The 21,515-nt window shown below is 68.5% G+C and carries 24 protein-coding genes; 5 read left to right on the forward strand and 19 right to left on the reverse strand.

Annotated features, from left to right (window positions below):
• Nucleotides 1–10: 10 nt before the first annotated feature.
• The 17 genes from H162_RS0122435 to H162_RS0122515 all read right to left on the reverse strand — a co-directional run bounded on the left by H162_RS0122435 (nt 11) and on the right by H162_RS0122515 (nt 15,148).
• Nucleotides 11–511, reverse strand: coding sequence for an SET domain-containing protein (locus tag H162_RS0122435; RefSeq protein WP_020655737.1), 501 nt, complete (start codon nt 509–511; stop codon nt 11–13).
• A 107-nt stretch (nt 512–618) separates the two neighbouring features.
• Nucleotides 619–1,125 carry a VOC family protein gene (locus H162_RS0122440; RefSeq protein ID WP_020655738.1) on the reverse strand — a complete coding sequence of 169 codons (507 nt, stop codon included), beginning with the start codon at nt 1,123–1,125 and terminating at the stop codon, nt 619–621.
• Between the two features lie 33 nt (nt 1,126–1,158).
• A complete protein-coding gene (locus H162_RS0122445) occupies nt 1,159–2,841 on the reverse strand; it encodes an AMP-binding protein (RefSeq protein ID WP_020655739.1) in 1,683 nt (560 codons plus the stop codon).
• 102 nt (nt 2,842–2,943) lie between these two features.
• Nucleotides 2,944–4,611, reverse strand: a complete 1,668-nt coding sequence (locus tag H162_RS0122450) for a 4Fe-4S binding protein (protein WP_020655740.1) — start codon at nt 4,609–4,611, stop codon at nt 2,944–2,946.
• Nucleotides 4,608–5,150 carry a DUF3306 domain-containing protein gene (locus H162_RS31610; protein ID WP_084677095.1) on the reverse strand — a complete coding sequence of 181 codons (543 nt, stop codon included), beginning with the start codon at nt 5,148–5,150 and terminating at the stop codon, nt 4,608–4,610. The genes H162_RS0122450 and H162_RS31610 overlap by 4 nt, the downstream gene beginning before the upstream one ends.
• A complete protein-coding gene (locus tag H162_RS0122460; RefSeq protein WP_051109976.1) occupies nt 5,147–5,587 on the reverse strand; it encodes a DUF3305 domain-containing protein in 441 nt (146 codons plus the stop codon). The genes H162_RS31610 and H162_RS0122460 overlap by 4 nt, the downstream gene beginning before the upstream one ends.
• A gap of 16 nt (nt 5,588–5,603) precedes the next feature.
• On the reverse strand, nt 5,604–6,158 hold the full coding sequence (locus tag H162_RS32850; RefSeq protein ID WP_020655743.1) for a hypothetical protein: 555 nt from the start codon (nt 6,156–6,158) through the stop codon (nt 5,604–5,606).
• A complete protein-coding gene (locus H162_RS0122470) occupies nt 6,155–6,598 on the reverse strand; it encodes a hypothetical protein (RefSeq protein ID WP_020655744.1) in 444 nt (147 codons plus the stop codon). Before H162_RS0122470 ends, H162_RS32850 begins: the two co-directional genes overlap by 4 nt.
• A gap of 8 nt (nt 6,599–6,606) precedes the next feature.
• Entirely contained in the window at nt 6,607–7,716 is a 1,110-nt protein-coding gene (locus H162_RS31620) for a formate dehydrogenase subunit gamma (RefSeq protein WP_084677096.1), read from the reverse strand.
• Between the two features lie 13 nt (nt 7,717–7,729).
• The gene (locus tag H162_RS0122480; RefSeq protein ID WP_020655745.1) at nt 7,730–7,948 is read right to left on the reverse strand and encodes a hypothetical protein; all 219 of its coding nucleotides are present in this window, start codon (nt 7,946–7,948) and stop codon (nt 7,730–7,732) included.
• On the reverse strand, nt 7,945–8,628 hold the full coding sequence (gene fdh3B / locus H162_RS0122485; protein ID WP_026354955.1) for a formate dehydrogenase FDH3 subunit beta: 684 nt from the start codon (nt 8,626–8,628) through the stop codon (nt 7,945–7,947). The genes H162_RS0122480 and fdh3B overlap by 4 nt, the downstream gene beginning before the upstream one ends.
• A gap of 27 nt (nt 8,629–8,655) precedes the next feature.
• The gene (locus tag H162_RS0122490; protein ID WP_020655747.1) at nt 8,656–11,478 is read right to left on the reverse strand and encodes a formate dehydrogenase subunit alpha; all 2,823 of its coding nucleotides are present in this window, start codon (nt 11,476–11,478) and stop codon (nt 8,656–8,658) included.
• A gap of 19 nt (nt 11,479–11,497) precedes the next feature.
• Nucleotides 11,498–11,782: a formate dehydrogenase gene (locus tag H162_RS0122495; RefSeq protein ID WP_229452198.1), complete on the reverse strand. Its 285-nt coding sequence runs from the start codon at nt 11,780–11,782 to the stop codon at nt 11,498–11,500.
• Complete coding sequence (locus tag H162_RS31625; RefSeq protein ID WP_020655749.1) at nt 11,775–12,395, reverse strand: TorD/DmsD family molecular chaperone; 621 nt, start codon at nt 12,393–12,395, stop codon at nt 11,775–11,777. Before H162_RS31625 ends, H162_RS0122495 begins: the two co-directional genes overlap by 8 nt.
• A 127-nt stretch (nt 12,396–12,522) precedes the next feature.
• Nucleotides 12,523–12,690, reverse strand: coding sequence for a DUF2474 domain-containing protein (locus H162_RS33470; RefSeq protein ID WP_020655750.1), 168 nt, complete (start codon nt 12,688–12,690; stop codon nt 12,523–12,525).
• The gene (gene cydB / locus H162_RS0122510) at nt 12,690–13,709 is read right to left on the reverse strand and encodes a cytochrome d ubiquinol oxidase subunit II (RefSeq protein ID WP_020655751.1); all 1,020 of its coding nucleotides are present in this window, start codon (nt 13,707–13,709) and stop codon (nt 12,690–12,692) included. The genes H162_RS33470 and cydB overlap by 1 nt, the downstream gene beginning before the upstream one ends.
• A 2-nt stretch (nt 13,710–13,711) precedes the next feature.
• A complete protein-coding gene (locus H162_RS0122515) occupies nt 13,712–15,148 on the reverse strand; it encodes a cytochrome ubiquinol oxidase subunit I (protein WP_020655752.1) in 1,437 nt (478 codons plus the stop codon).
• 223 nt (nt 15,149–15,371) lie between these two features.
• On the opposite strand from H162_RS0122515, the gene fnr reads away from it, so the two are divergent.
• The 3 genes from fnr (at nt 15,372) to H162_RS0122530 (ending at nt 17,881) form a co-directional block, all read left to right on the forward strand.
• Nucleotides 15,372–16,136 (forward strand): fumarate/nitrate reduction transcriptional regulator Fnr, encoded by a 765-nt coding sequence (fnr, locus tag H162_RS0122520; RefSeq protein ID WP_020655753.1) that lies wholly within the window; start codon nt 15,372–15,374, stop codon nt 16,134–16,136.
• 4 nt (nt 16,137–16,140) lie between these two features.
• On the forward strand, nt 16,141–16,899 hold the full coding sequence (locus H162_RS0122525; protein ID WP_020655754.1) for a helix-turn-helix transcriptional regulator: 759 nt from the start codon (nt 16,141–16,143) through the stop codon (nt 16,897–16,899).
• 64 nt (nt 16,900–16,963) lie between these two features.
• Nucleotides 16,964–17,881: a DMT family transporter gene (locus H162_RS0122530; RefSeq protein WP_040787942.1), complete on the forward strand. Its 918-nt coding sequence runs from the start codon at nt 16,964–16,966 to the stop codon at nt 17,879–17,881.
• Here H162_RS0122530 and H162_RS0122535 read toward each other — a convergent pair.
• Entirely contained in the window at nt 17,878–18,711 is an 834-nt protein-coding gene (locus tag H162_RS0122535; RefSeq protein ID WP_020655756.1) for a metallophosphoesterase, read from the reverse strand. The two genes, H162_RS0122530 and H162_RS0122535, sit on opposite strands and share 4 nt — an antisense overlap.
• A gap of 123 nt (nt 18,712–18,834) precedes the next feature.
• Here H162_RS0122535 and H162_RS0122540 point away from each other — a divergent pair, with 123 nt between their 5' ends.
• Nucleotides 18,835–19,206: a cupin domain-containing protein gene (locus tag H162_RS0122540; RefSeq protein ID WP_020655757.1), complete on the forward strand. Its 372-nt coding sequence runs from the start codon at nt 18,835–18,837 to the stop codon at nt 19,204–19,206.
• A gap of 19 nt (nt 19,207–19,225) precedes the next feature.
• Here H162_RS0122540 and H162_RS0122545 read toward each other — a convergent pair whose 3' ends face one another.
• Nucleotides 19,226–21,058 (reverse strand): DUF885 domain-containing protein, encoded by a 1,833-nt coding sequence (locus tag H162_RS0122545; protein WP_020655758.1) that lies wholly within the window; start codon nt 21,056–21,058, stop codon nt 19,226–19,228.
• 280 nt (nt 21,059–21,338) lie between these two features.
• On the opposite strand from H162_RS0122545, the gene H162_RS33475 reads away from it, so the two are divergent.
• On the forward strand, nt 21,339–21,515 hold a 177-nt coding region (locus tag H162_RS33475), incomplete at its 3' end, for a transposase domain-containing protein (RefSeq protein ID WP_211223712.1).

Genomic DNA, 21,515 nt, shown 5'->3' on the forward strand with positions numbered 1-21,515 from the left:
GTCGGCTCCTTCAGGCGCCGGCGGACTTGCGGCCGGCGCGGCGCTTGGGCGCCAGCATGGTGCCGGTGCAGCCGGGTGTGCCGCAGCGGCACGCGAACAGCTTCTTCAGCGCCGGCGTATGCCGCTCGTCGTATACGAGCGCGTAGTTGTAGTTCAGTTCCTCGCCCGGCTCGATGGGGCGCATCGCATGGATGTAGACCCGGCCTTCGTCCTCGAAGGCCTCGCAGTTGGGCGAGCAGGCATGGTTGATCCAGCGCGCGTCGTTGCCGCGCCGGCCGCCGTCGATCACGCGCCCGTCGTGCAGGCTGAAATAGAAGGTGTGGTTGACCGGACCGCCTGCCTTCGCGGCGCGCTCGGTGGCCTCGTCCCAGCTGATACGCTCGCCGCGGTATTCGATGATGCGCTCGCCCGCCTCGATGGTGCGCAGGGCGAAGACGCCATTGCCGTGGACGGGGGACTTCCTGACTTCATAGGCCGGAGCAGGCTTGCTGGATCGCTTGGTGGTGGTCATCGATGGCTGAAAGGTGGGCGGCGCCGCAGGTGCAGGCGGGCGGCGCCTGGAGTGAACACAATGCCTCCATTATGAAGCCAATCGTCCCGTCCGTGCCGCACTCTTTCTCACACACCTGCCCCGTCGCCCCGCCCGCCCGCGGCGAGCAGCGCGGCCAGGTCGAGCTTCTTCATCGGCATCAGCGCCGCCATCACCTGCTCGCTGCGCGGGCCGACGATCAGTTCGTCCATCACGCCCGGCATGACCTGCCACGACAGGCCGTAGCGGTCCTTCAGCCAGCCGCACTGGCGCGCGGCCTCGTCGCCGCCCGCGCCCAGCACTTCCCAGTAGCGGTCGATCTCGTCCTGGGTGTCGCACCTGACCTGGAACGAGACCGCCTCGCTGAAGCGGAAGGCCGGGCCGCCGTTCAGGGCCGTGAACGGCTGGCCATCCAGTTCGAAGGCCACGGTCAGCACCGTGCCCGGCGCCATCCCGTGCACCTCGCGGCCCTCCTCGCCGTAGTGCGAGACCTGGGTGATGCGCGAGTTCGGGAACACCGACACGTAGAAGTTGGCGGCCTCTTCGGCCTGGGTGTCGAACCACAGGCAGGGAACGATATGTGCTTTCACTTGCATGCTGCTCTCCTCGACAAGCCCGGCCGCCAACGCTCAGCCGGGACAATCCTCCTCGCGGAATTCGATGCCTTCCGCCGCACTCTGCCCGTCGCGGCCGGCCTCCTGCTTGCGCAGCTCGACGCGCCGGATCTTGCCCGAGATGGTCTTGGGCAGCTCGCGGAACTCGATGCGGCGGATGCGCTGGTAGGGAGCCAGCCGCTCGCGGGTGAAGGCGAACAGCGCGGCCGCCACCTCGCGGCTCGGCTCCACGCCCTGGCGCAGGGTGACGAAGGCCTTCGGCACGGACAGCTTGAGCGGATCGGGCGTGGGCACGATCGCCGCTTCCAGCACGCTCTCGTGCTCGATCAGCACGCTCTCCAGCTCGAACGGGCTGATGCGGTAGTCGGACGACTTGAACACGTCGTCGTTGCGGCCCACGTAGAAGTAGTAGCCCTCGTCGTCGACCGTGGCGGTGTCGCCGGTGTGGTAGTGGCCTGCGCGCATGACGCTGGCGGTCTTGGCCTCGTCGCCCTCGTAGCACAGCATCAGGCCGACCGGGGCCGGGTCGAGCTTCACCGAGATCTCGCCTTCGCGCGCCGGCTGGTCGTCGATGTCGAGCAGCGCGACCCGGTAGCCCGGCAGCGGGCGGCCCATCGATCCGGGCTTGAGCGGCTGGCCCGGCGAATTGCCGATCTGGCAGGTGGTCTCGGACTGGCCGAAGCCGTCGCGGATGCGGATGCCCCAGGCGCGCTCGACCTGCTCGATCACTTCCGGGTTGAGCGGCTCGCCCGCCCCCACCAGTTCGCGCAGCGGCGGCTTCCAGGCGGCCAGGTCTTCCTTGATCATCATGCGCCACACCGTGGGCGGCGCGCACAGCGAGGTCACGCCGCAGCGCACGATGGTGTCGAGCGCTCCCTTGGCCGAGAAGCGCTCGTAGTTGTAGACGAATACGGTGGCGCCGGCGTTCCAGGGCGCGAACAGGCAGCTCCAGGCATGCTTGGCCCAGCCCGGCGAGCTGATATTCCAGTGCACGTCGCCCGGCTGCAGGCCGATCCAGTACATGGTCGACAGGTGGCCGACAGGGTAGCTCTGGTGGCTGTGCAGCACCAGCTTGGGCTTGGCCGTGGTGCCGGAGGTGAAGTACAGCAGCAGCGGGTCGGTGGCGCGGGTCTCGCCCTCGGGCGCGAACACGCTCAGCACGTCGCGGCTGTCGTCGAAGTCGCGCCAGCCCTCGAGCGCGCCGCCGACCGCGATGCGCGTGTAGTTGCCGGGCAGCGCCTCGAACTTGTGGGCTTCGGTGGCCTGGGCGATCACGTGGGTGACACGGCCGCGCTCCAGGCGGTCGGCCAGGTCGGCGCCCGAGACCAGCATCGTGGTCGGCACCAGCACGGCGCCGAGCTTGATCCCGGCCAGCATGATTTCCCACAGCTCGACCCGGTTCGGCAGCATCAGCAGCACCCGGTCGCCGCGCTTCACCCCGCAGTTGCGCAGGAATTCCGCCACCTGGTCGGAACGCGAGGCCATGTCGGCGTACGAGATCTTGCGTTCGGAGCCGTCTTCCTCGACCACCCACAGCGCCGGGGTCGGGTTGTTCCTGGCCTGGTGGTCGAAGAAGTCGATCGCCCAGTTGAAGTTGTCGAACCGGGGCCGCTGGTAGCCGCGGTAGGCGGTGTCATAGTCGGTACGGTGCTGCTGGAGGAAATCACGCGCCTGGACGAAGCGCTGGGTTGGGGTCATGGTGTCTCCTGATCGCTTGCGGTGGATGCAGGGTGGACGGCTCTGCGGTCCACCCTACGTGGTCATTCTGCCACCGATTGGGCGCCAGCGGCTACACCATGTTCAGCTGCGCCGCAGCGTGGTCACCCGCATCTCGCCTTCCGGCTCCATCATGTCGATCACGCGGCAGTCGCCGCACATCTGCAGCCGGTCGAGGTGGCCGGCGAAGGCCGGGTGCGCGGCCAGCCGTCCCAGCATGATCTCGACCGCCCGCAGCGTGCCGAACGGCTTGTTGCAGCGGATGCAGTGGAAGGGCTGGGTTTCGTTCAGCACCACCGCCTGCATGCGGCTGGGCGCGAACGACATGCGCGGGACCAGGGTGATCGCATTTTCAGGGCAGGTCGAGGCGCACAGCCCGCACTGCACGCAGTTCTTCTCGATGAAGCGCAGCAGCGGCGCCCCCTGCCCGTCCTGCAGCGCCGATGCCGGGCAGGCGCCGACGCAGGCCATGCACAGGCTGCAGGCGTCGCGGTCGACAGCCAGCGCGCCGAACGGGCTGCCTGCCGGCAGCGGCACCTGTTCCGGCTGCTCGGGCGCATGCCTGTACAGGTGCTCGAGCGCGTAGTCGAGCGTGTTGCGCTTGTCCGCCGCCAGGTGGAACACGGCCGGTTCCAGCGGGACCTCGCCGCGCGGCGCATGGCGCAGCGCCAGCGCCAGCTCGTCCAGCGCCCCCGCATGCAGCAGCTGGAAGTGCGGCCCCGCATAGCCGAGGCCATCGAGCACGGCCTGGGCCACCGCCATCTGCGCGTCGAGCGCGGCCACGTACTGGGGCGCTTCCTCGCCCGTGGCCAGTACCGCCACCCCGGCCGCGCCATAGGCCAGCGCCGCCAGCCAGACATCGATCCCGGTCGAGGCCATGTGGTGCAGGCCCAGGGGCAGCAGCCGGCCCGGCATGGCCGCGCCCAGCTCCTCGAGCATGGCGGCGCCGGGTCCGCCGTCGTGCAGCAGCAGCACCGGTTCGCGCCCGCCCGCTTCGCGGAAGGCGCGCAGCATGGCCTGGATGCGCTTGCCAGCCAGGGCGGCGGGAGGATAGGCGTAGCTGATCGCGCCGGACGGGCACACGGTGCCGCAGGCGCCGCAGCCCGCGCACAGGTAGGGATTGACCTTGATCCTGTCGCCGTCGCCCTGGATCGCCTCGGCCGAGCAGATGTCGATGCAGGCGTTGCAGCCCTGGCGTCCGTTGCGGCTGTGGGCGCACAGCCTTTCCTTGTAGTTGAAGTATTTCGGCTTCTCGAAGTCGCCGACCATGTCCTGCAGTTCCTCGGCGGCGCGGGCCCGGGCTTCCTCGTCCTCGCCCGGCGCGTAGTAGCCGTGCGGGCGCTGGTGGCTGGGGATCAGGCGCGCCGCGCACAGGTCGAGCACCAGGTCGAACCGGCCCTGCCCGACCGGCTGGCCGGCGGCCTGCCAGCGCGCCTCGAAGGCGCCCAGCCAGCCGGCGACGGCCACGCTGCGGGCGCCGTGGACCGGATAGGCGCGCGCGGCGCCGCCAGGCGCTTCGTCGAGCAGCAGCGCCGTCACCGGCATGGCGGCCGCCAGCCGGTCGGCCCAGGGCAGGGCCGAGGCGGCCGGGCCGACCACCAGGGTCCGGCCGGCCGAGCGGTAGCCGACCGTCACCGCGGGCTCGAAGGCGGGAATCGCGTTCGCGGCCTGCATGGCGGCGCTACGGGCGAGCGCGTCGCGCTCGTTCTGGACGGGGTCGGTGGCCGCCCCGTCATTGAGTCGGATGTTCATGCGTTCCCTTGTTGTGGTGGTGGCGGCAGCGTCTCTTGCGCTGCCTGCGCGGTGTCGCCGTCCTTCTCCTCCTCTTCCTTGTCGCCCAGCAGGCGCGCCACGACATCCTGCGCATGCTGGAGCGAGGCGAGCATCGCCGGGGACAGCGGAGAAGGCTTGGTGAAATCGTCCATGTAGATGTCGAGCCCGTCCTTGATGTTGAAGTGCGGGTCGGTGAACAGCTTCCTGAGCGCGAGGCGCTGGATGTTCTTGTCCACGCCCCGGGCGACGAAGGCCGAGTAATCCGAGTCCGCCGTCAGCTGCGCCACATCCTCGAGCGTGGGGGCCGGATGCGCCGGGCCGTCGTCCGGCGGCGCGGCCGGTTGCGGCGCAGGCGCGACCGGCGCGGCAGGCGCCGGCGCCAGCGGATCGGCCGGGCTCGCTGCGCCAGCCGGCGCGGCTGCCGGCGCTTCCTGCGGCGCGGCGGCCTCGCCGCCCGTCGATTTCAGCCGCGACCAGCGGCGCAAGAAGCCTTCGCCTTCCATCGGTGCCCCGCTCATCCGTGCTGCCGTCCCTTGCGCGGCTTCGGATCGTAGTTGGCGCGCAGGTAGTCGGCCACCCAGGCATGGATCTCGGCCGGCATCGCCACGCCGTCGGCCGATTCGCCGTTATCGAACATGCGCGTGCCCTCGACATAGCTGACCGAGGCGCGCACCGGCATCGCCCTGCCCTCTTCCATGCGCCACATGACGAAGACCTTCGATTCGGGCGCCATGCAGTTCTCGAAATAGCCCTCGTTCTCGTCGGTGTAGAGCTCGAGCTCGAGGCCCGACACCAGGTAGTAGTCGCGCTCCGGGCTTTCGCTCAGCACCTGCAGGCGCGGCAGGTCGCCGCGGTCGGGCACGATCCCGACCGCCTCCCAGGCTTCGTCCGCCCAGCGGTGCTGGACGGCGCGGCGCTGCATGATCACCGCGATCGGCATGCTTCCCATTTTCATGCGCTTCCAGCCTCCTTCACTTCTTGTTGGCCGTTTCCGGCGTACCCTTCTTTTCGATGGCGGGCGGGGTGCCGGCCGGCACCGGCCTGGTCGGCCCCTTCTTCACGTCCTCGCTCGGGCGCGCCGTGCCCAGCTTCTCGCTCTTCACCGGCACGTTGGCGGCGTTCAGCGCCTGCGGGCTGTGCGGCGCGGCGCCGGTGGCCGGCGCCACCGCCGCGCCGCCTGGCGCCGCGTTGGATGGCGCCGGCGCCGGGATGCCGGCCGCGGCCGGCGTCACCCCCGCTGGCGCGGCGCCCGGCGCGGCGGCAGCGGGGGCGGCCGCGATGGCGACCGGCGCGTTCACCTTCCAGCCCTCGCCGGGCGCCTTGGCGCGCCAGCGCGCGCTGAGCCTGTCCATCGAGGCGGCCAGCAGCTCCTTTTCCTTGGCCGCCTTGGCGTCGGCCTCGGCCTTCTTGGCCGCGGCGGCCTGCTTCTGGGCCGGGGACGGCGGCGGCAGCGCCGCCCATGCGCCCTGCGCCAGCGCCAGGCCGGCCGCGAGCGCCAGTTTGATTGCCGTAGTCGGTGTCATCATCTGGTCTCCTTGCTCGGGGCTGCCGGCCCCTGCGGGGAAGCGTTGCTGGCCGGGGCCGTGGGCGTCGGGCCGGCAGCCGGCGTCTTGTTGTCGCCCGACGGCAGCGTGGTGCCGGCCTGGCCGGCGCTGGCCGGCTGGGTGGTGCCGCTCGACGGGCCCTGGCCGGACTCCTGCACCGTGCCGCCCATGGCGGCGCCGCCGGTGGTGCCGCCGGAACCGCCGGCGATCCCCGGCGTACCGCCGGCATAGGTGGCGTCGGTGGTGGGACGCGCGCTGCGCGCCAGCACCTCGCCGCTGCTGCCGCCGCCGGACGTGACCTGGCCCGGGAACTTGGTCTGCAGGACACCGTCGGCGGCCGGCGTGCGGCCGCGGTCGCAGCCGGATGCGAGCAGCGCGAGCGCCGCCAGGCAGGAGGACATCAGGATGGTGGTCGGTTTCATGGGCCTCCTCACAGCGCTGGACCCGGACGCGCCGGCGTCGGTCGTCCCGGTTCCGGACGCGCCGAAGGCGGCACGCTGCCCGGTCCCGTGGGCGGCGTGGCGCCGGGAGCGACGCCCGCCTTCACCTGTTCGTACCACAGGGCGTGGTGGGCCCTGGCCCATTCCTCGTCCACGGTGCCGTGGCGCATCGCCTCGTAGGCGCCGGGGGTGCCCCAGGTGCCGATGTAGATGTGGCCCATCGACGCCACGATGAACAGGGTGGCGGCGCCGAGGTGCAGGTAGTTCGTCATCTGCATGAGGTAGCGGGTCTGGCCGAAGTTGACGAAGTTGAGGACCAGGCCGGTGATCGACATGATCAGGCCGAGCAGGATCACGCCCCCCCAGAACCAGGCCTTTTCGCCGGCATTGAAGAAGCCCGCCGGGACGTGCTTGTGCGACACCAGGCCGCCGCCCTGCTTGACCCATTGCCAGTCGGTGCGGTTGAAGAAGTTGCGGCGCACGAAGGTGAAGAACATCAGCAGGGTGCAGACGATGAACAGCGGCCCCACGAAGTTGTGCAGGTACTTGGAGATGATCGCCACCCACGAGAACAGGTCGTGCCCCATCCACGGCAGCATGATCTTCTTGCCGAACAGGAGGATGATGCCGGTGACGGCCAGCGCGATGAAGGCGAAGGCGGTCACCCAGTGAATCTGCCGCTCCCAGCGGTTGAAGCGCTGCAGCTTGCGTCCGGAGCGCGCTTCCTCGCGCGCCGGTCCCACGGTCTTGTAGAACACGAAGATCAGCAGCGGCACCACCAGCAGCAGGGTGCCGGCGATCGAGGCCAGCGGCCCGTTGCGCAGGTGGCGCCAGGTATTGCCGCCGCGCTGGACGATGACGTTGGCCTCGTTGCTGCCGTACTGGCCGAGGAAGTGGCGGTCCATGTGGACCCGGCCCGAGGCGGCGCTGCCATAGCCGGGATCGCGCACCCGCGAGTCGGCCTCGAGCTGCAGCATGGTCTGTTCTTCCGCATAGGCGGGCTTGGCTTCCTTGTTCGGCACGCCGGCCCAGGCCGACGGCAGCAGCAGCGCCACCGCCAGCAGCAGGATGACGCGCAGGGCTATCAGGTTCGCTCGCATGGTCGGCTCCTCCTCAAGGGTTGGACCGGTTGTACTCGTTCTGCCTGTTGTTGCGGTTGGCGATCGTCGCCCACCACGCCAGCCGGTCATTGTGGAAGCGGGTCTGGTAGGGACGGTGGTCTTCCTTGCCCGCGTACTCGCCCCGCACCCACTCCGGATGCTGGTCCACCTCGAGGCAGCCGGCCAGCAGCATGAGCGGCAGCGCGGCGATGCAGCACTTGAGCCGTCTCATGTCGGGATCCTCCCGCCGCCGTTCTGGAAGTCGTTCGGCACCTGGTTCTCGCGCGGCAGGTCGCCCTTGGCCTTCACTTCACCGCCGCGCTTGGGCCTGCCGTAGGCGATCTTCCAGCCCCACAGTTCCGGACCATAGCCGCGGGTCTCGACGCGCTGGCGGTAGATGTCGGCGATGATCTCGGCGTCGCCGCCCAGCAGCGCCTTGGTGCCGCACATCTCGGCGCAGGCCGGCAGCTTGCCTTCGGCGATGCGGTTGCGGCCATACTTCTTGAACTCGGCCTCCGAGGTGTCCGGTTCCGGCCCGCCGGCGCAGAAGGTGCACTTGTCCATCTTGCCGCGGTGGTTGAACAGGCCGGTTTCCGGGAACTGCGGCGCCCCGAACGGACAGGCCAGGAAGCAGTAGCCGCAGCCGATGCACTGGTCCTTGCTGTGCAGGACGATGCCGTCCTCGGTGTGGTAGATGCAGTTGGTCGGGCACACCGCCAGGCAAGGGGCGTCGGTGCAGTGCATGCAGGCCACGGACACCGAGCGCTCGCCCGGGACGCCGTCGTTGATGGTCACCACGCGGCGGCGGTTCACGCCCCACGGGGTTTCGTGCTCGTTCTTGCATGCGGTAACGCAGCCGTTGCAGTCGATGCAGCGCTCGGTATCGCAAATGAACTTCATCCTAGCAGCCATGCCAGTCTCCTCCGTCTTGTCGGCTCGTCAGGCGCGCACCACGCGGCACAGCGATACCTTGGTTTCCTGCATCATCGTCACGGCGTCGTAGCCATAGGTCCAGCCCGTGTTGCAGGCCTCGCCGCGCACCGTCGGCGCCGAGCCTTCGGGGTAGTTGCGCTCCTGGTCCTCGCCCATCCACCAGCCGCCGAAGTGGAAGGGCATCCAGACCAGGCCGATCGGCACCCGCTCGGTCACCATCGCCATCATCTTCAGGCGGGCGCCGGTCGGGGTCTCGACCCAGACGTAGTCGCCGACCCTGGCCTTGATCTGGACTGCGTCGTGCGGATTGATCTCGACGAACATGTTCTGCTGCAGCTCGGCGAGCCAGGGATTCGAGCGGGTCTCGTCGCCGCCGCCCTCGTACTCGACCAGGCGGCCGGAGGTCATGATCAGCGGGAAGTCCTTCGAGTAGTCGACCGCCTGCACCGACTTGTACAGGGTCGGCAGGCGCCAGAAGGCGGCCTTGTCGTCGTAGGTCGGGTACCTGGCGACCAGGTCGCGGCGCGGCGAGGACAGCGGTTCGCGGTGGACGGGAACCGGATCCGGGAAATTCCAGACGTTGCAGCGCGCCCGCGCATTGCCGAAGGGCGAGCAGCCGTGCGAGATGACGACCCGGATGATGCCGCCCGACTGGTCGGTCTTCCAGTTCTTGCCCTCGGCCATGGCCTGTTCCTGGGGCGTGAGCTCGCTCCACCAGCCCAGCTTCTTCAGGAACACATGGTCGAATTCCGGGTAGCCGGTGTCGAGCTGGCTGTCCTTGTTGGTCGAACCGTCGCCCGCCAGCAGGCTCGCGCCGTTGTGCTCGACGCCCCAGTTGGCGCGGAAGGCCAGCCCGCCCTCGGCCACGCTCTTGTTCAGGTCGTACAGGATGGGCGTGCCCGGGTGCTTCAGTTCCGGGGTGCCCCAGCACGGCCACGGCAGTCCGTAGTAGTCGCCCTTGCACGGACCGGAATCGGCGCGCATGGTGGTCGGGTTGAAGGTGTGCTTGTTCTCCATGTGGAGCTTGAGGCGCTCCGGCGAGCAGCCGGTGTAGCCGATGGTCCAGCAGGAACGGTTGATCTCGCGCAGGATGTCCTCGATCACCGGTTCGTTGTGCACGACCTTGATGTTCTTGCACAGCTCGTTGGCGAAGCCGAGCTTGCGCGCGAACAGGTACATGATCTCGTGGTCGGTCTTGCACTCGAAGATGGGCGCGATGACCCGCTCGCGCCACTGGATCGAGCGGTTCGACGAGGTGCACGAGCCCTGGGTCTCGAACTGCGTCGCCGCCGGCAGCAGGTAGACCCCGTCGGTGCGGCCGTGCATGGCCGCCGTCATGCTCGGATACGGGTCGACCACGACCAGCATGTCGAGCTTCTGCATCGCCGCCTTCATGTCCGGCAGGCGCATCTGGCTGTTGGGGGCGTGGCCCCAGTAGATCACGGCGCGCAGGTTGCTCGGCTGGTCGACGAACTCGTTCTTCTCGCTGACCGCGTCGAACCAGCGCGACACCGTGATGCCGGGCTTTTCCATCAGCTCCTTGGAGCCGTAGCGCGACAGGATCCAGTTGTAGTCGACGCCCCAGACCGAGGCGAAGTGCTTCCAGGCACCCTCGGCCAGGCCGTAGTAGCCCGGCAGCGACTCGCCGTTCGGGCCGACGTCGGTGGCGCCCTGCACGTTGTCGTGGCCGCGGTAGATGTTGGCGCCGCCGCCCGCGACGCCGATGTTGCCCAGCGCCAGCTGCAGGATCGAGAGCGCGCGCACGTTGGCGGTGCCGACGTGGTGCTGGGTGATGCCCATGCACCAGACCACCGAGGACGGACGGTTCTTGGCCAGCATCTCGGCGGCCATGCGCACCGAGGCCTCGGGCACGCCGGTGACGTCGGACACCTTGTCGGGCGTCCATTTCGCGACTTCCTTGCGCACCTCGTCCATGCCGTAGGTGCGCTCCTCGATGTACTTCTTGTCTTCCCAGCCGTTGTTAAAGATGTGCCACAGCATGCCCCACACCAGCGGGATGTCGGTGCCCGGGCGCACCCGCACGTAATGGTGGGCGAAGCGCGCGGTGCGCGTGAAGCGCGGGTCGATCACGATCATCTTCGCGCCCAGTTCCTTGGCGTGCAGGAAGTGCAGCATCGAGATCGGGTGCGCCTCGGCCGGGTTGGAGCCGATGAACATCACCGCCTTGCTGTGATGCAAGTCGTTGAACGAGTTCGTCATCGCGCCGTAGCCGAAGGTCTGGGCCACGCCCGCGACCGTGGTCGAGTGGCAGATGCGCGCCTGGTGGTCGCAGTTGTTCGAGCCCCAGAACGATACCCATTTGCGCAGCAGGTAGGACTGCTCGTTGTTGTGCTTCGAGCTGCCGATCAGCATCAGCGCATCGGGTCCCGCCTGCTGGCGCAGTTGCAGCAGCTTGTCGCCGATCTCGTTGATCGCCTGGTCCCAGGAAATGCGCTGGTACTTGCCGCCCACCAGCTTCATCGGATAGCGCAGGCGGTGCTCGCCGAAGGCGTGTTCGCGCACCGAGGCGCCCTTGGCGCAGTGCGCGCCCATGTTGATGGGCGAATCGAAGGCCGCTTCCTGGCGCACCCAGACGCCGTTGGCGACCACCGCGTCCACCGAGCAGCCCACCGAGCAGTGGGTGCAGATGGTGCGCTTGATCTCGGTCGGCACCGGGGCGCCGGCGACCGGGTCGGAGGCGCCGGCCGATTCGATCACGTTCAGCGGCAGGTGCCGCGCCAGCGCGCCGGCGCCGACGGCCACGCCGGCCCCGACCAGGAAGCGCCGACGCTTCAGGCCGCTGTCGCGTGTCGTTTTGACGAGGGACATGTGCTCCTCCTTTATACGCTCACCAGTAGGCGGCGCTCTGATAGTAACGACGGATGTGGTCGGTTTCGTGGTAGCCGCGCTTGGCTTGCGGATCGGCCGGGGCCGGCGCCGGTGCGGGCGCCTCGGCCGCCTGGCCACGGCCGGCGACCACGGCCAGCGCCCCGAGGGGCGCCGCCTTCAGGAAGCTGCGCCGGGCGGCGTCGGGTTTGCCCTGCGGCGCGGCGCTCGCTGTCACTGACGTGCCGGTCGCTTCCGGCAGTTGCGGATGCTGGTCCATGCGTGTTGCCTCATCATAGTTAGTCATCGGTCTCCTCCCCTACCACGAAGGCCTCGGCCTCGATGGCCAGGAAGGCCCCGGCCAGCCTTGCCACCAGCCGGTAGTAATTGGCGCCCTCGGCGGCCGCGATGTCGGCCACGCCACGCGCATACCAGGGCCCGATATGGGCCTCGAAAAACTGTTGCTGCCGCGCCAGCGGCTGGCGCGCGATACCCGGGCCGCCCGCGATCAGGACCCGCATGGTTTCGCACAGCGCCCCCAGGTGGTCCTCGAACTCGCCCACGCCGCCCACGCGCGCCAGCTTCAGGTGCGCCAGGTCGGCGCGCAGCGCGGCCAGCGGAGCGTCGTTCATGAAGCCGGACAGGTAGCGCGAAGCGTAGGGATTGACGGGCGGCGTGCCGATGCTGATGAACAGCGCGTCGAATTCGTCGGCCACCGCCTGCGGGTCCATCACGCCGGAGGCCAGGGTGAGCTGTTCCCAAGCCTGTTCCAGCGCCAGGTCCTCGCCTTGCGCGAGGATCGGATCGGATGCGGCAAGCGCTTCCAGCAGCCCGGCGTCGGGAGGCGCCAGAAGCAGCCTTGACAGCAATGCGTACAGGTCGGCGCGGGCCTGCTCCTCGCCACTCAGGGGCAGGGCCAATCTTGCGCCTGCGCTAGGTCGACCGTTGACAGGCGCGCTCTGTTGAGTCACTGTGCTGCTCTCCTGATAGCAAAGGTTGTTGGAAAGTGTATTCTTCTAAAGTCATAGGCCGCGCACAATTGCTGCATCAACGCATCCCCGCCGCATGCATGATCACCCGGATGAGGAAGGCCATGATCGACAGGGTCACCACGCCGCCCGCCCAGAGCACCAGCATCCAGCCGATCCGGCGCAGCCATTCGCGCGGGCCGATGGCGCGCGCACCGCGTTTTGCTTCCTTCCGTGGCGCGTTCATCAGTGGTACCCCGCGTCGGCTTTGACCTTGCCCCGGAACACCCAGTAGGACCAGGCCGTATACATCAGGATGATCGGCAGGATGAACAGCGTGCCCACCAGCGCGAAGCCCTGGCTGGCCGGCGGCGAGGCGGCTTCCCAGATGCTGATCGCGGGCGGCACGATGTGCGGCCAGATGCTGATCGCCATGCCGCTATAGCCGAGGAAGATCAGCCCCAGCGCCAGCACGAAGGGCAATCGGAACGGCACGCGCGTGGCGTTCCGGCTGAGCGAACGCAGCATCAGCACCAGGCAGGCCAGCACCAGTATCGGCACCGGGGCCAGCAGCACGATGTTCGGGAAGCTGAACCAGCGGTCGGCCACCGCCGGGTCGCGCAGCGGGGTCCAGATGCTGATCACCACGATCGCGCCCAGCAGCAGCAGGGTGAACGGCCGCGCGACCTGGACCATGCGCGCGTGCAGCTCGCCCTCGGTCTTCATGATCAGCCAGGTCGCGCCCAGCAGCGTGTAGGCGATCATGACGCCCACCCCGGCCAGCAGCGGGAACGGCGCGATCCAGTCGAGCGGGCCGCCGGCATAGCTGCGCCCGGACACCGCGATGCCGTCCAGGAAGGCGCCCAGCGACACCCCCTGGAAGAAGGCCGCCACCACCGAGCCGCCGATGAAGGCCTTGTCCCACAGGTGGCGCTCATGCTCCTTGGCCTTGAAGCGGAACTCGAAGGCCACGCCGCGGAACACCAGCCCGACCAGCATGAAGATCAGCGGCAGGTAGAGCCCCGACAGGATGATCGCGTAGGCGACCGGGAAGGCGGCCAGCAGCCCTTCCCCGCCCAGCACCAGCCAGGTCTCGTTGCCGTCCCAGACCGGGGCCACCGTGTTCATCATGGTGTCGCGGTCGCGCTTCTTGGGTGTGAAGGGGAACAGCATGCCGATCCCGAGGTCGAAGCCGTCCAGCAGCACGTACATGAAGACGGCGAAGAAGATGATGACTGCCCAGATGATGGAAGTGTCGATCCCCATGCTCAGCTCCTCGTCGGATGTTCTTCTTCGGAATCGTCGTTCGGCACGTCGGCCGCCGACATCGGCCGGCTCGGCGTGCGCTCCTCGCCGGGCCCGCCCTGGGGCGCGCGATGCAGGTCGACATGCTGCGGCCCCTTGCGGATCAGCCGCAGCAGGTAGATGGCGCCGGCCCCGAACACGAAGAAATAGGTGACCACGAACAGGACCAGGGTCAGGGCCAGCGACACGGCCCCGTGCGGCGAGACGGCATCGGCGGTGCGCAGCACGCCGTACACGGTCCAGGGCTGGCGCCCGACCTCGGTCGTGACCCAGCCGGCCAGGATCGCCAGCAGCCCGGCCGGGCCCATGTACAGGGCAAAGCGCAGGAAGGGCCGCGTGCTGAAGATGCGCTTGCCGCGCCGCAGCCACAGGCTCCAGGCGCCGAGCACGATCATCAGGCTGCCCAGGCCGACCATCAGCCGGAAGCTCCAGAACACGATCAGCGAATTGGGGCGGTCTGCGCGCGCGAAGTCCTTCAGCGCCGGGATCTGGCCGTCCAGGCTGTGGGTCAGGATGATGCTGCCCAGGACCGGGATGCCGACCGCGAACTTGGTACGCTCCTCTTCCATGTCGGGGATGCCGAACAGCAGCAGCGGGATCGCATGGCCTGGCTTGTTTTCCCAGTGGCCCTCCATGGCCGCCAGCTTGGCCGGCTGGTGCGCGAGCGTGTTCAGCCCGTGGAAATCGCCGACCACGGCCTGGATCGGCGCGACCAGCAGGATCATCCACATCGCCATCGACAGCATCTTGCGCACCGCCGGATTGTCGCGCCGGCGCAGCAGGTGCCAGGCGCCCGCGGCCCCGACGATCAGCGCCGTGGTGAGATAGGCGGCGAGCACCATGTGCACCAGGCGGTAGGGAAACGAAGGATTGAAGATGATCGCCAGCCAGTCGACCGGCACCATGCGCCCGCCTTCGATGGCATAGCCCTGCGGCGTCTGCATCCAGCTGTTGGCGCCCAGGATCCAGGTCGCCGAGATCAGGGTGCCGACGGCCACCATGCAGGTGGCGACCACATGCAGGCCCGGACCGACGCGGTTCCAGCCGAACAGCATCACGCCCAGGAAGCCCGCTTCCAGGAAGAAGGCGGTCAGGACCTCGTAGGCCAGGAGCGGCCCCATCACGCTGCCGGCGAATTCGGAGAGGTAGCTCCAGTTGGTGCCGATCTGGTAGGCCATCACGATGCCCGACACCACCCCCATGCCGAAGCAGACGGCGAAGAACTTCAGCCAGAAATGGTAGAGGTCGACATAGACCTGGCGCCCGGTGCGCAGCCAGCACAGTTCCAGCACGGCCAGGTAACTGGCCATCCCAATTGTGATCGCTGGAAACAGAATATGGGCCGACATCGTGAAGGCGAACTGGACGCGTGCAAGATCCAGGGCTGACAGACCGAACATGAATGCTCCTCTGTACTGATGGGTGTGTGCGAATCTAGCACGGCCCTGCTGTGTGCACGCTTGACCGATGTCTTTTTTATATCACCACTCCCCATCCTATTCCCGCGCTGATCAATACGCAACGAGATTCTGTCGAATAGGCAAGGATAGGACGATTTGTCGCGCCGGGTGCACAAAAGGGGCGTCTATAATTTGGACTGCCATCGATAACAGGACCCATTCCATGATCCAGACCGTGTCGTTCCAGACCGAGCCGCCCGTCAGCATCCATGCGCTGAAGGCCAGCTGCGGCGCGTGCAGCATGCACCAGCTATGCCTGCCGATGGGGCTCGAGGATGCCGACATCAACCGGCTCGACCAGATCATCGGCCGCCGGCGCCGCCTTGTGCGCGACGAGCGCCTGTACCAGATGGGCGAACCGTTCCGCAACCTGTACGCGGTGCGCTTCGGCCACTTCAAGACCTACCAGGTGAACGCCGCCGGCGAAGCCCAGATCACCGGCTTCCAGATGGCCGGCGAGCTGCTCGGCATGGACGCCATCAGCGGCAACCACCACTGCGACGCGGTGGCGCTCGAGGACAGCGAAGTCTGCGAGATCCCGTTCGCGCGGCTGGAAGAGCTGTTCGGCGAGGTGCCGGCGCTGCTGCGCCACTTCCACCGCATCATGAGCCAGGAAATCACGCGCGAGCAGAACGTCATGCTGCTGCTAGGCAATATGCGCGCCGAGCAGCGCTTCGCCGTCTTCCTGGTCAACCTGTCGGCGCGCTACGCCACGCGCGGCTATTCGCCCAACAGCTTCCAGCTGCGCATGTCGCGCGAAGACATCGGCAACTACCTGGGCCTGACCATCGAAAGCATCAGCCGCCTGCTGTCGCGCTTCAAGAAGCAGGGCTGGCTGCAGGTCGACAAGCGCGAAGTCACCCTGCTCGACCCGGCCAAGCTGAAGGCCATGGCGGCCGGCACCGACGCCTGCAGCCCGATGGAGTGACAGCGTGGAGCCGCTGCCGCCCGTCGACCTTCACCTGCGCAGCTACGGCGGCGGGCGCGAGGGCGACCGCCATGCCTACGCCCAGCTGGTGCTGCCGGTGAGCGGCACGGTCATGCTCGACATCGAAGGCCGGCAGGGGCGGCTCGATCCGGTCCACGGGGCGGTGGTCGCGGCGGGCGCCTGGCACGCCCAGTGGAGCGCGGTGGCGAACCGCTCGATCATCGTCGACATCGACGGCGCGGTCCTGGAACAGGGACCGTGGCAAGGCCTGCTGGAGCGGCCGTTCGCGCCGCTCGGCGCGGCGGCCCGCAAGCTGGTCGAGTTCATGGGCATCATGGCGGCCCGGCCCGGCCACGCGCCCTCCCTGGTCCAGGGCTGGATGCCGCTGCTGCTCGACACCCTGGCGCTGGACGCGCCGCAGCCCGCCTCGCGCCTGGCCGCGCTGCTGGCGCGCATGGAAGCCGAGCCGGGCCTGCCCTGGACCACCGAGGCCATGGCCCGGGCCGCGCACCTGAGCGTGAGCCGGCTGCATGCGCTGTTCCGCGAGGCGCTGGACACCAGCCCGCATGACTGGCTGCTGCAGTGCCGGATCAGGCGGGTGTGCGAATGGCTGGCCGGTACCGAGCGCACGGTGGCCGAGATCGCCCTGGCGGCCGGATTCTCCGACCAGAGCGCCCTGACGCGCGCGCTGCGCAGGACCATGGACTGCACGCCCGCCGCCTACCGGCGCGCAAGTCGCGAGACCAGGCCAAAAAACCAGTAGGCCCGGCCAGGATTTCTTCCCCTCCAGCGCCGAGAATCTCCCTTGTTTTCAGGAGATTCGATCCATGTCTGCTTTGACTTCCACCCGGCTCGGCGTCGGCGCCGGCATCGCCGCGGGCGCGCTCTGGGGAGGGGTGTTCCTCGCGCCCATCCTCACGCCCGGCTTCCAGCCCCTCCAGCTCTCCGCGGGGCGCTACCTGGCCTATGGCCTGGTCGCCGCGGTGCTGGTCGCGCAGGCCTGGCCGCGGCTGCGGCGCACGCTCGACTGGCAAGCCTGGCGCGGCCTGCTCTGGCTCAGCCTGACCGGCAACATCATCTACTACCTGTTCCTGGCCAACGCGGTCCAGCGCGGCGGCGTGGCCATGACCTCGATCGTGATCGGCCTGCTGCCGATCGCCGTCACCCTGGTCGGCAGCCGCGACCGCCACGCCGTGCCGCTGCGCCGGCTCGCGCCCTCGCTGGCGCTGAGCGGCGCGGGCCTGGCCTGCATCGGCTGGCAGTCGCTGTCCTCGATCGGGATGGCGTCGCTGCCCGGCCTGCTGTGCGCCGTCGGTGCGCTGGTCTCGTGGACCGTCTTCGCGGTCGGGAACAGCCGCTGGCTCGCCCGGCTGGAGGGCGTCACGGCCCACGAGTGGAACCTGCTGGTGGGGGTGGTGACCGGCCTGCTGGCGCTGCTGCTGGCGGTGCCGGCCTTCGTCCCGGCGTCCGGCGGCCACAGTGCGTTCGACTGGCTGCACTTCGGCGCCGTGGTCAGCGCCGTGGCCATCTTCTGCTCGGTGCTCGGGAACGCGCTGTGGAACCACGCCAGCCGCGCACTGCCCCTGAGCCTGACGGGACAGATGATCGTGTTCGAGACCGTGTTCGCCTCGCTGTACGGCTTCCTGTGGGAGGGGCGCTGGCCGAGCGCCGCCGAGGGCGCGGCGCTGGCGCTGCTGGTCGCCGGCGTGCTGTCCTGCGCCGCGGCGCACCGCGTACGTGACTAGAGATCGATGACCAGGTCGGCGCGGAAGGCTTCCTGTTCGCCCTTGCTCAGGTAGCCCAGCGGATTGGCGACCACGCGGCAGGACCAGGGCCGGCCGTCTTCCCTGCCCTCGACGGTGTAGTCGTTCATGCAGTGCAGGTGGCCGTGCATCCAGACGTCGGCGAAGGGGAACAGCGCGTCCAGCGCGTTGCAGAAGCCGGCCGTGCCGGGCGTCAGGCCGTAGCGCGGGTCGGCGCTCAGCAGGCTGGGTGCGAAGTGCGTCACCGCGACGGTGACGCCGTCGAACGGCGCCGCCAGCGCCGCACGCAGCCAGTCCTGGCATTCCAGCGCCATCTCGCGCATTTCCTCGGCCATCACCGGCGCGCCGGCCTTGAGCGTGGTGTTCTTGCTCAGGTAGTAGTTCGCCGCGCGGAAGGCCTTGTTGCGCTGCTGGAGCTGCTTGCTCAGGTCGTCGTGGCGGCTGGCCAGCGCGTCGAAGTCGCTCCACAGGGTGGTGCCGACGAAGCGCACGTGGTCGATCGTGACCACCTCGCGATCGAGCCAGACGATGCCGAGCCGGTCGCACAGGGCGCGCAGGCGCGCGTAGGCTTCGTCGAATTCGAAGGCGTCGAACTCGTGGTTGCCCGGCAGGTAGAGCACCCTGGCGCGCGGCGCATCAGGGCGCAGGGGAGAAAAGCGTTCCAGGCCGAAGTCGTCGCCGCCGAGGCGGGAGCCGGACTGGTAGGAACCGATGTCGCCGGCCAGCACCACGACGTCGGTGTCGTGGGCGATCGCGGGACGGAAGTCCGGGTAGCGTTCGAGATGGAGATCGGAAAAGAGCTGTATGCGCATGATCCGCGCAGTATATCGCGCAGTACCTCAGTTTATCCGCAACATTCCGCGTGCAGCACGACAGGCCGGCCGGGAAGGCGTGGATAATGCATCCATACCACCCCGAACGCGAAAGGAGTTTCCATGGAAGTCCGCAACGTGAAGTCGATCCCGGCCATCGAACTGCCCGGGCTGAAGCACCAGACCCTGGCGTCCCATGCCGGCGGGATCCATGCGTTCGAGGTATGGCAGCAGTCGCTGGGTCCGGGGGCGGCCACGCCGCTGCACCGCCACGATTGCGAGGAAGTGATTGTCTTTACCGGCGGCAACGGCGTGATGCACCATGCCGGCATCGAGACGCCGTGCACGGCCGGCACGGTGCTGCTGTGCCAGCCGAACGAGCTGCACCAGATCGTGAACACCGGCAGCGAGGACCTGACCCTGTACGGCATCCTGGCGGTTTCGCCGGTGCCGGTGGTCGACGCCGCGGGGGCGCCGATTCCGCTGCCCTGGTAGGATCCGGCCGGAGGGCGGGTCAGGCCTTCTTCTGGCGCGCGATCCACTGGTCGACCAGCTCGCCCAGCACGTCCAGCGGCACCGAGCCCGCGCCCAGCACCAGGTCGTGGAAGGCCGGCAGCGAGAACTTCTCGCCCAGTTCCTGGCGCGACTTCTCGCGCAGGTCGATGATGCGCAGCATGCCGATCATGTAGGCGTTGGCCTGGCCCGGCCAGGCGACATAGCGCTCGACTTCCTGGGCGCCGATGCCGTAGTCGATCGCCTGCTGGCGGGTCCAGCCCTTCGAATGCAGGCCGGTGTCGACCACCAGGCGGCGCGCGCGGAACAGTTCCGAGCCCAGTGCGCCCAGCAGGCCGGGGACGTCGCCTTCGTACCAGTTCTGTTCCACCGCCAGGCGCTCGGTGTACAGCGCCCAGCCCTCGGCATGCGCGCTGCCGCCGCTGAAGATGCGCTGGCTGCGGAATTTCGGGATGCCGGTCAGTTCCTGCTGGATCGCCAGCTGGAAGTGATGGCCCGGCACCGCCTCGTGGTAGGACAGGCTGCGCATGCGGATCATGTCGAAGCTCGGGCCGCGCAGCGGCACCCAGAAGATGCCGGGACGGCTGCCGTCCGGCGCCGGCAGCGAGTAGTGGGCGGCGGCCGAGGGCTCGGTCAGCGGCGGTTCGCGGCGCACGTCGACCGGCGCGCGCGGCTTCAGGTTGAACAGCGAAGCGCTGCGCTTCTCGGCGTCGCGCACCATGTCGGCGTAGCTGGCCAGGATGGCGGGACGCGGATCGCCCTCGCCTTTCGGCTGGAAGCGCGCGTCCAGCTGCTTCATGCGGGTTTCGATGTTGCCCTCGGCGAGGCCCAGCGAGCGCAGGTGCTTGTCCATCTCGCCTTCGATGCGCGCCACTTCGCGCAGGCCGATCTCGTGGATCTGCTCGGCGCTCAGTTTGGTGCTGGTGAAGTTCTCGATCGCGCGCGCATAGGCGGCGCTGCCGTTCGGCAGGCGCGAGATGCCGGCCACGTCGCCGGTGCGCGGGTGGATCCCGGCCATGAATTCCTTCACGCGGGCGTAGGACGGGCGGATCTTGTCCTCGACGATGCGGGTCGCGCGCGCGACGGCGGCGGCGCGCGCCTCCGGGCTCAGGTCCTTCAGCTCGGCGCTGCGCTGCTGCAGCGTGGTGACCAGCACGTTCTGGGCCGCTTCCGGCTTCAGGAAGTGGTCGACCTGGAACTGGGCGCGTTCGAGGATGAAGCGCGGCGGAATGAATTCCTTCGCAGCGGCGCCGCGCGCGCGGCCCAGGGCCTCGTCCATGCGGGTGCCGACCTGCTCCAGGCGCGCCAGGTAGCTGTCGACGTCGGCCGCGTTGCGCAGCGGATGGGTAGTGGTCATGAAGTTGACCAGGCCGACCTGCACGCCGCTGAACTGCGAGAAGATGAAGTGATGGTCTTCGAAGGGTTCGTTGGCGACCACGTTCTGCAGCGACCAGCGCATCACCGCGGCCGAGATCTTCTGGCTGTCGTCGAGCGCAGCCGGCTTGAACTTGTCGAGGCGCGCCAGCCCGCTCTTCGCCAGCGCCAGCACCTTCTGGCGCTGCGCCTGGGTCAGCGGCGTGAGCTCGCGGTCCAGTTTCGCCTGCTCGGCGCCGCTGAAGTACTGGGTCATGGTCGCCAGCTGCGGATTCATGCGCACCCACTCTTCCGCGAACCGGTCCGCCCAAAGATCGAACGCCTTGTTCGCCTTGACGGCGGCAACAGCAGCGCTCGGCGCCGCCAGCGCCGTGCTCGGCAAGACGGCGCCCACAAGAACGGCGGGAATGAACAGGGCGGCAACGGTGGCGCGCAGGCTGCGCGAGCGGATGGCTGGCATCGTGGGTCTCTCTTCCATATGTTGATGTAAGCGGCTTTTCGACTACGACAACTGTCCTGTCGCAATCCTTGTTGCGGTGTTGTACACCGCTTTTGCCGCGCTGAAATCTAACACGGAAAAGATCCATCCACCAACATCCTCTGTTGCCACCCCGCGTCTGTACAGCCCTTCCGCACCCGCCCCAAACAGTGAGGGTCAGAGTCTAATGCGGTTAAGTTAAGCCGCCTTTGATCATTTGGCTGTTGTAAACGTGTAGCGGCTCTGTTAACCTGCGGTTCCGATGCTAGCCGATACCCTCCCACTTGTAACCGCAGATCTTCCCGCTCCTGATTGGCAACGGCTGGGTGAGCATCTGCCAGTTGAGTGGATCGAGCAGGCGCTCAGCCATACAGGTAAGGCGAGCATTCGACGAAGACGTTTGCCAGCACAGCAGGTAGTGTGGTTGGTCATTGCGTTG

It is taken from the genome of Massilia niastensis DSM 21313 (genome assembly GCF_000382345.1).
In the GTDB taxonomy this organism is placed as follows: domain Bacteria; phylum Pseudomonadota; class Gammaproteobacteria; order Burkholderiales; family Burkholderiaceae_D; genus Telluria; species Telluria niastensis.

Bases quoted from the DNA above. Each gene is read 5' to 3' on its own strand.
- H162_RS0122490 (WP_020655747.1), bottom strand. From the start codon at position 11,478: ATGTCCCTCGTCAAAACGACACGCGACAGCGGCCTGAAGCGTCGGCGC.
- H162_RS33470 (WP_020655750.1), bottom strand. From the start codon at position 12,690: ATGAACGCGCCACGGAAGGAAGCAAAACGCGGTGCGCGCGCCATCGGC.
- H162_RS0122445 (WP_020655739.1), bottom strand. From the start codon at position 2,841: ATGACCCCAACCCAGCGCTTCGTCCAGGCGCGTGATTTCCTCCAGCAG.
- H162_RS0122480 (WP_020655745.1), bottom strand. From the start codon at position 7,948: ATGAGACGGCTCAAGTGCTGCATCGCCGCGCTGCCGCTCATGCTGCTG.
- H162_RS0122440 (WP_020655738.1), bottom strand. From the start codon at position 1,125: ATGCAAGTGAAAGCACATATCGTTCCCTGCCTGTGGTTCGACACCCAG.
- H162_RS31620 (WP_084677096.1), bottom strand. From the start codon at position 7,716: ATGCGAGCGAACCTGATAGCCCTGCGCGTCATCCTGCTGCTGGCGGTG.
- H162_RS0122515 (WP_020655752.1), bottom strand. From the start codon at position 15,148: ATGTTCGGTCTGTCAGCCCTGGATCTTGCACGCGTCCAGTTCGCCTTC.
- cydB (WP_020655751.1), bottom strand. From the start codon at position 13,709: ATGGGGATCGACACTTCCATCATCTGGGCAGTCATCATCTTCTTCGCC.
- H162_RS0122460 (WP_051109976.1), bottom strand. From the start codon at position 5,587: ATGAAAATGGGAAGCATGCCGATCGCGGTGATCATGCAGCGCCGCGCC.
- fnr (WP_020655753.1), top strand. From the start codon at position 15,372: ATGATCCAGACCGTGTCGTTCCAGACCGAGCCGCCCGTCAGCATCCAT.
- H162_RS0122495 (WP_229452198.1), bottom strand. From the start codon at position 11,782: ATGACTAACTATGATGAGGCAACACGCATGGACCAGCATCCGCAACTG.
- fdh3B (WP_026354955.1), bottom strand. From the start codon at position 8,628: ATGGCTGCTAGGATGAAGTTCATTTGCGATACCGAGCGCTGCATCGAC.
- H162_RS0122435 (WP_020655737.1), bottom strand. From the start codon at position 511: ATGACCACCACCAAGCGATCCAGCAAGCCTGCTCCGGCCTATGAAGTC.
- H162_RS0122535 (WP_020655756.1), bottom strand. From the start codon at position 18,711: ATGCGCATACAGCTCTTTTCCGATCTCCATCTCGAACGCTACCCGGAC.
- H162_RS0122545 (WP_020655758.1), bottom strand. From the start codon at position 21,058: ATGCCAGCCATCCGCTCGCGCAGCCTGCGCGCCACCGTTGCCGCCCTG.
- H162_RS0122530 (WP_040787942.1), top strand. From the start codon at position 16,964: ATGTCTGCTTTGACTTCCACCCGGCTCGGCGTCGGCGCCGGCATCGCC.
- H162_RS31610 (WP_084677095.1), bottom strand. From the start codon at position 5,150: ATGAGCGGGGCACCGATGGAAGGCGAAGGCTTCTTGCGCCGCTGGTCG.
- H162_RS0122470 (WP_020655744.1), bottom strand. From the start codon at position 6,598: ATGAAACCGACCACCATCCTGATGTCCTCCTGCCTGGCGGCGCTCGCG.
- H162_RS0122540 (WP_020655757.1), top strand. From the start codon at position 18,835: ATGGAAGTCCGCAACGTGAAGTCGATCCCGGCCATCGAACTGCCCGGG.
- H162_RS0122450 (WP_020655740.1), bottom strand. From the start codon at position 4,611: ATGAACATCCGACTCAATGACGGGGCGGCCACCGACCCCGTCCAGAAC.
- H162_RS32850 (WP_020655743.1), bottom strand. From the start codon at position 6,158: ATGATGACACCGACTACGGCAATCAAACTGGCGCTCGCGGCCGGCCTG.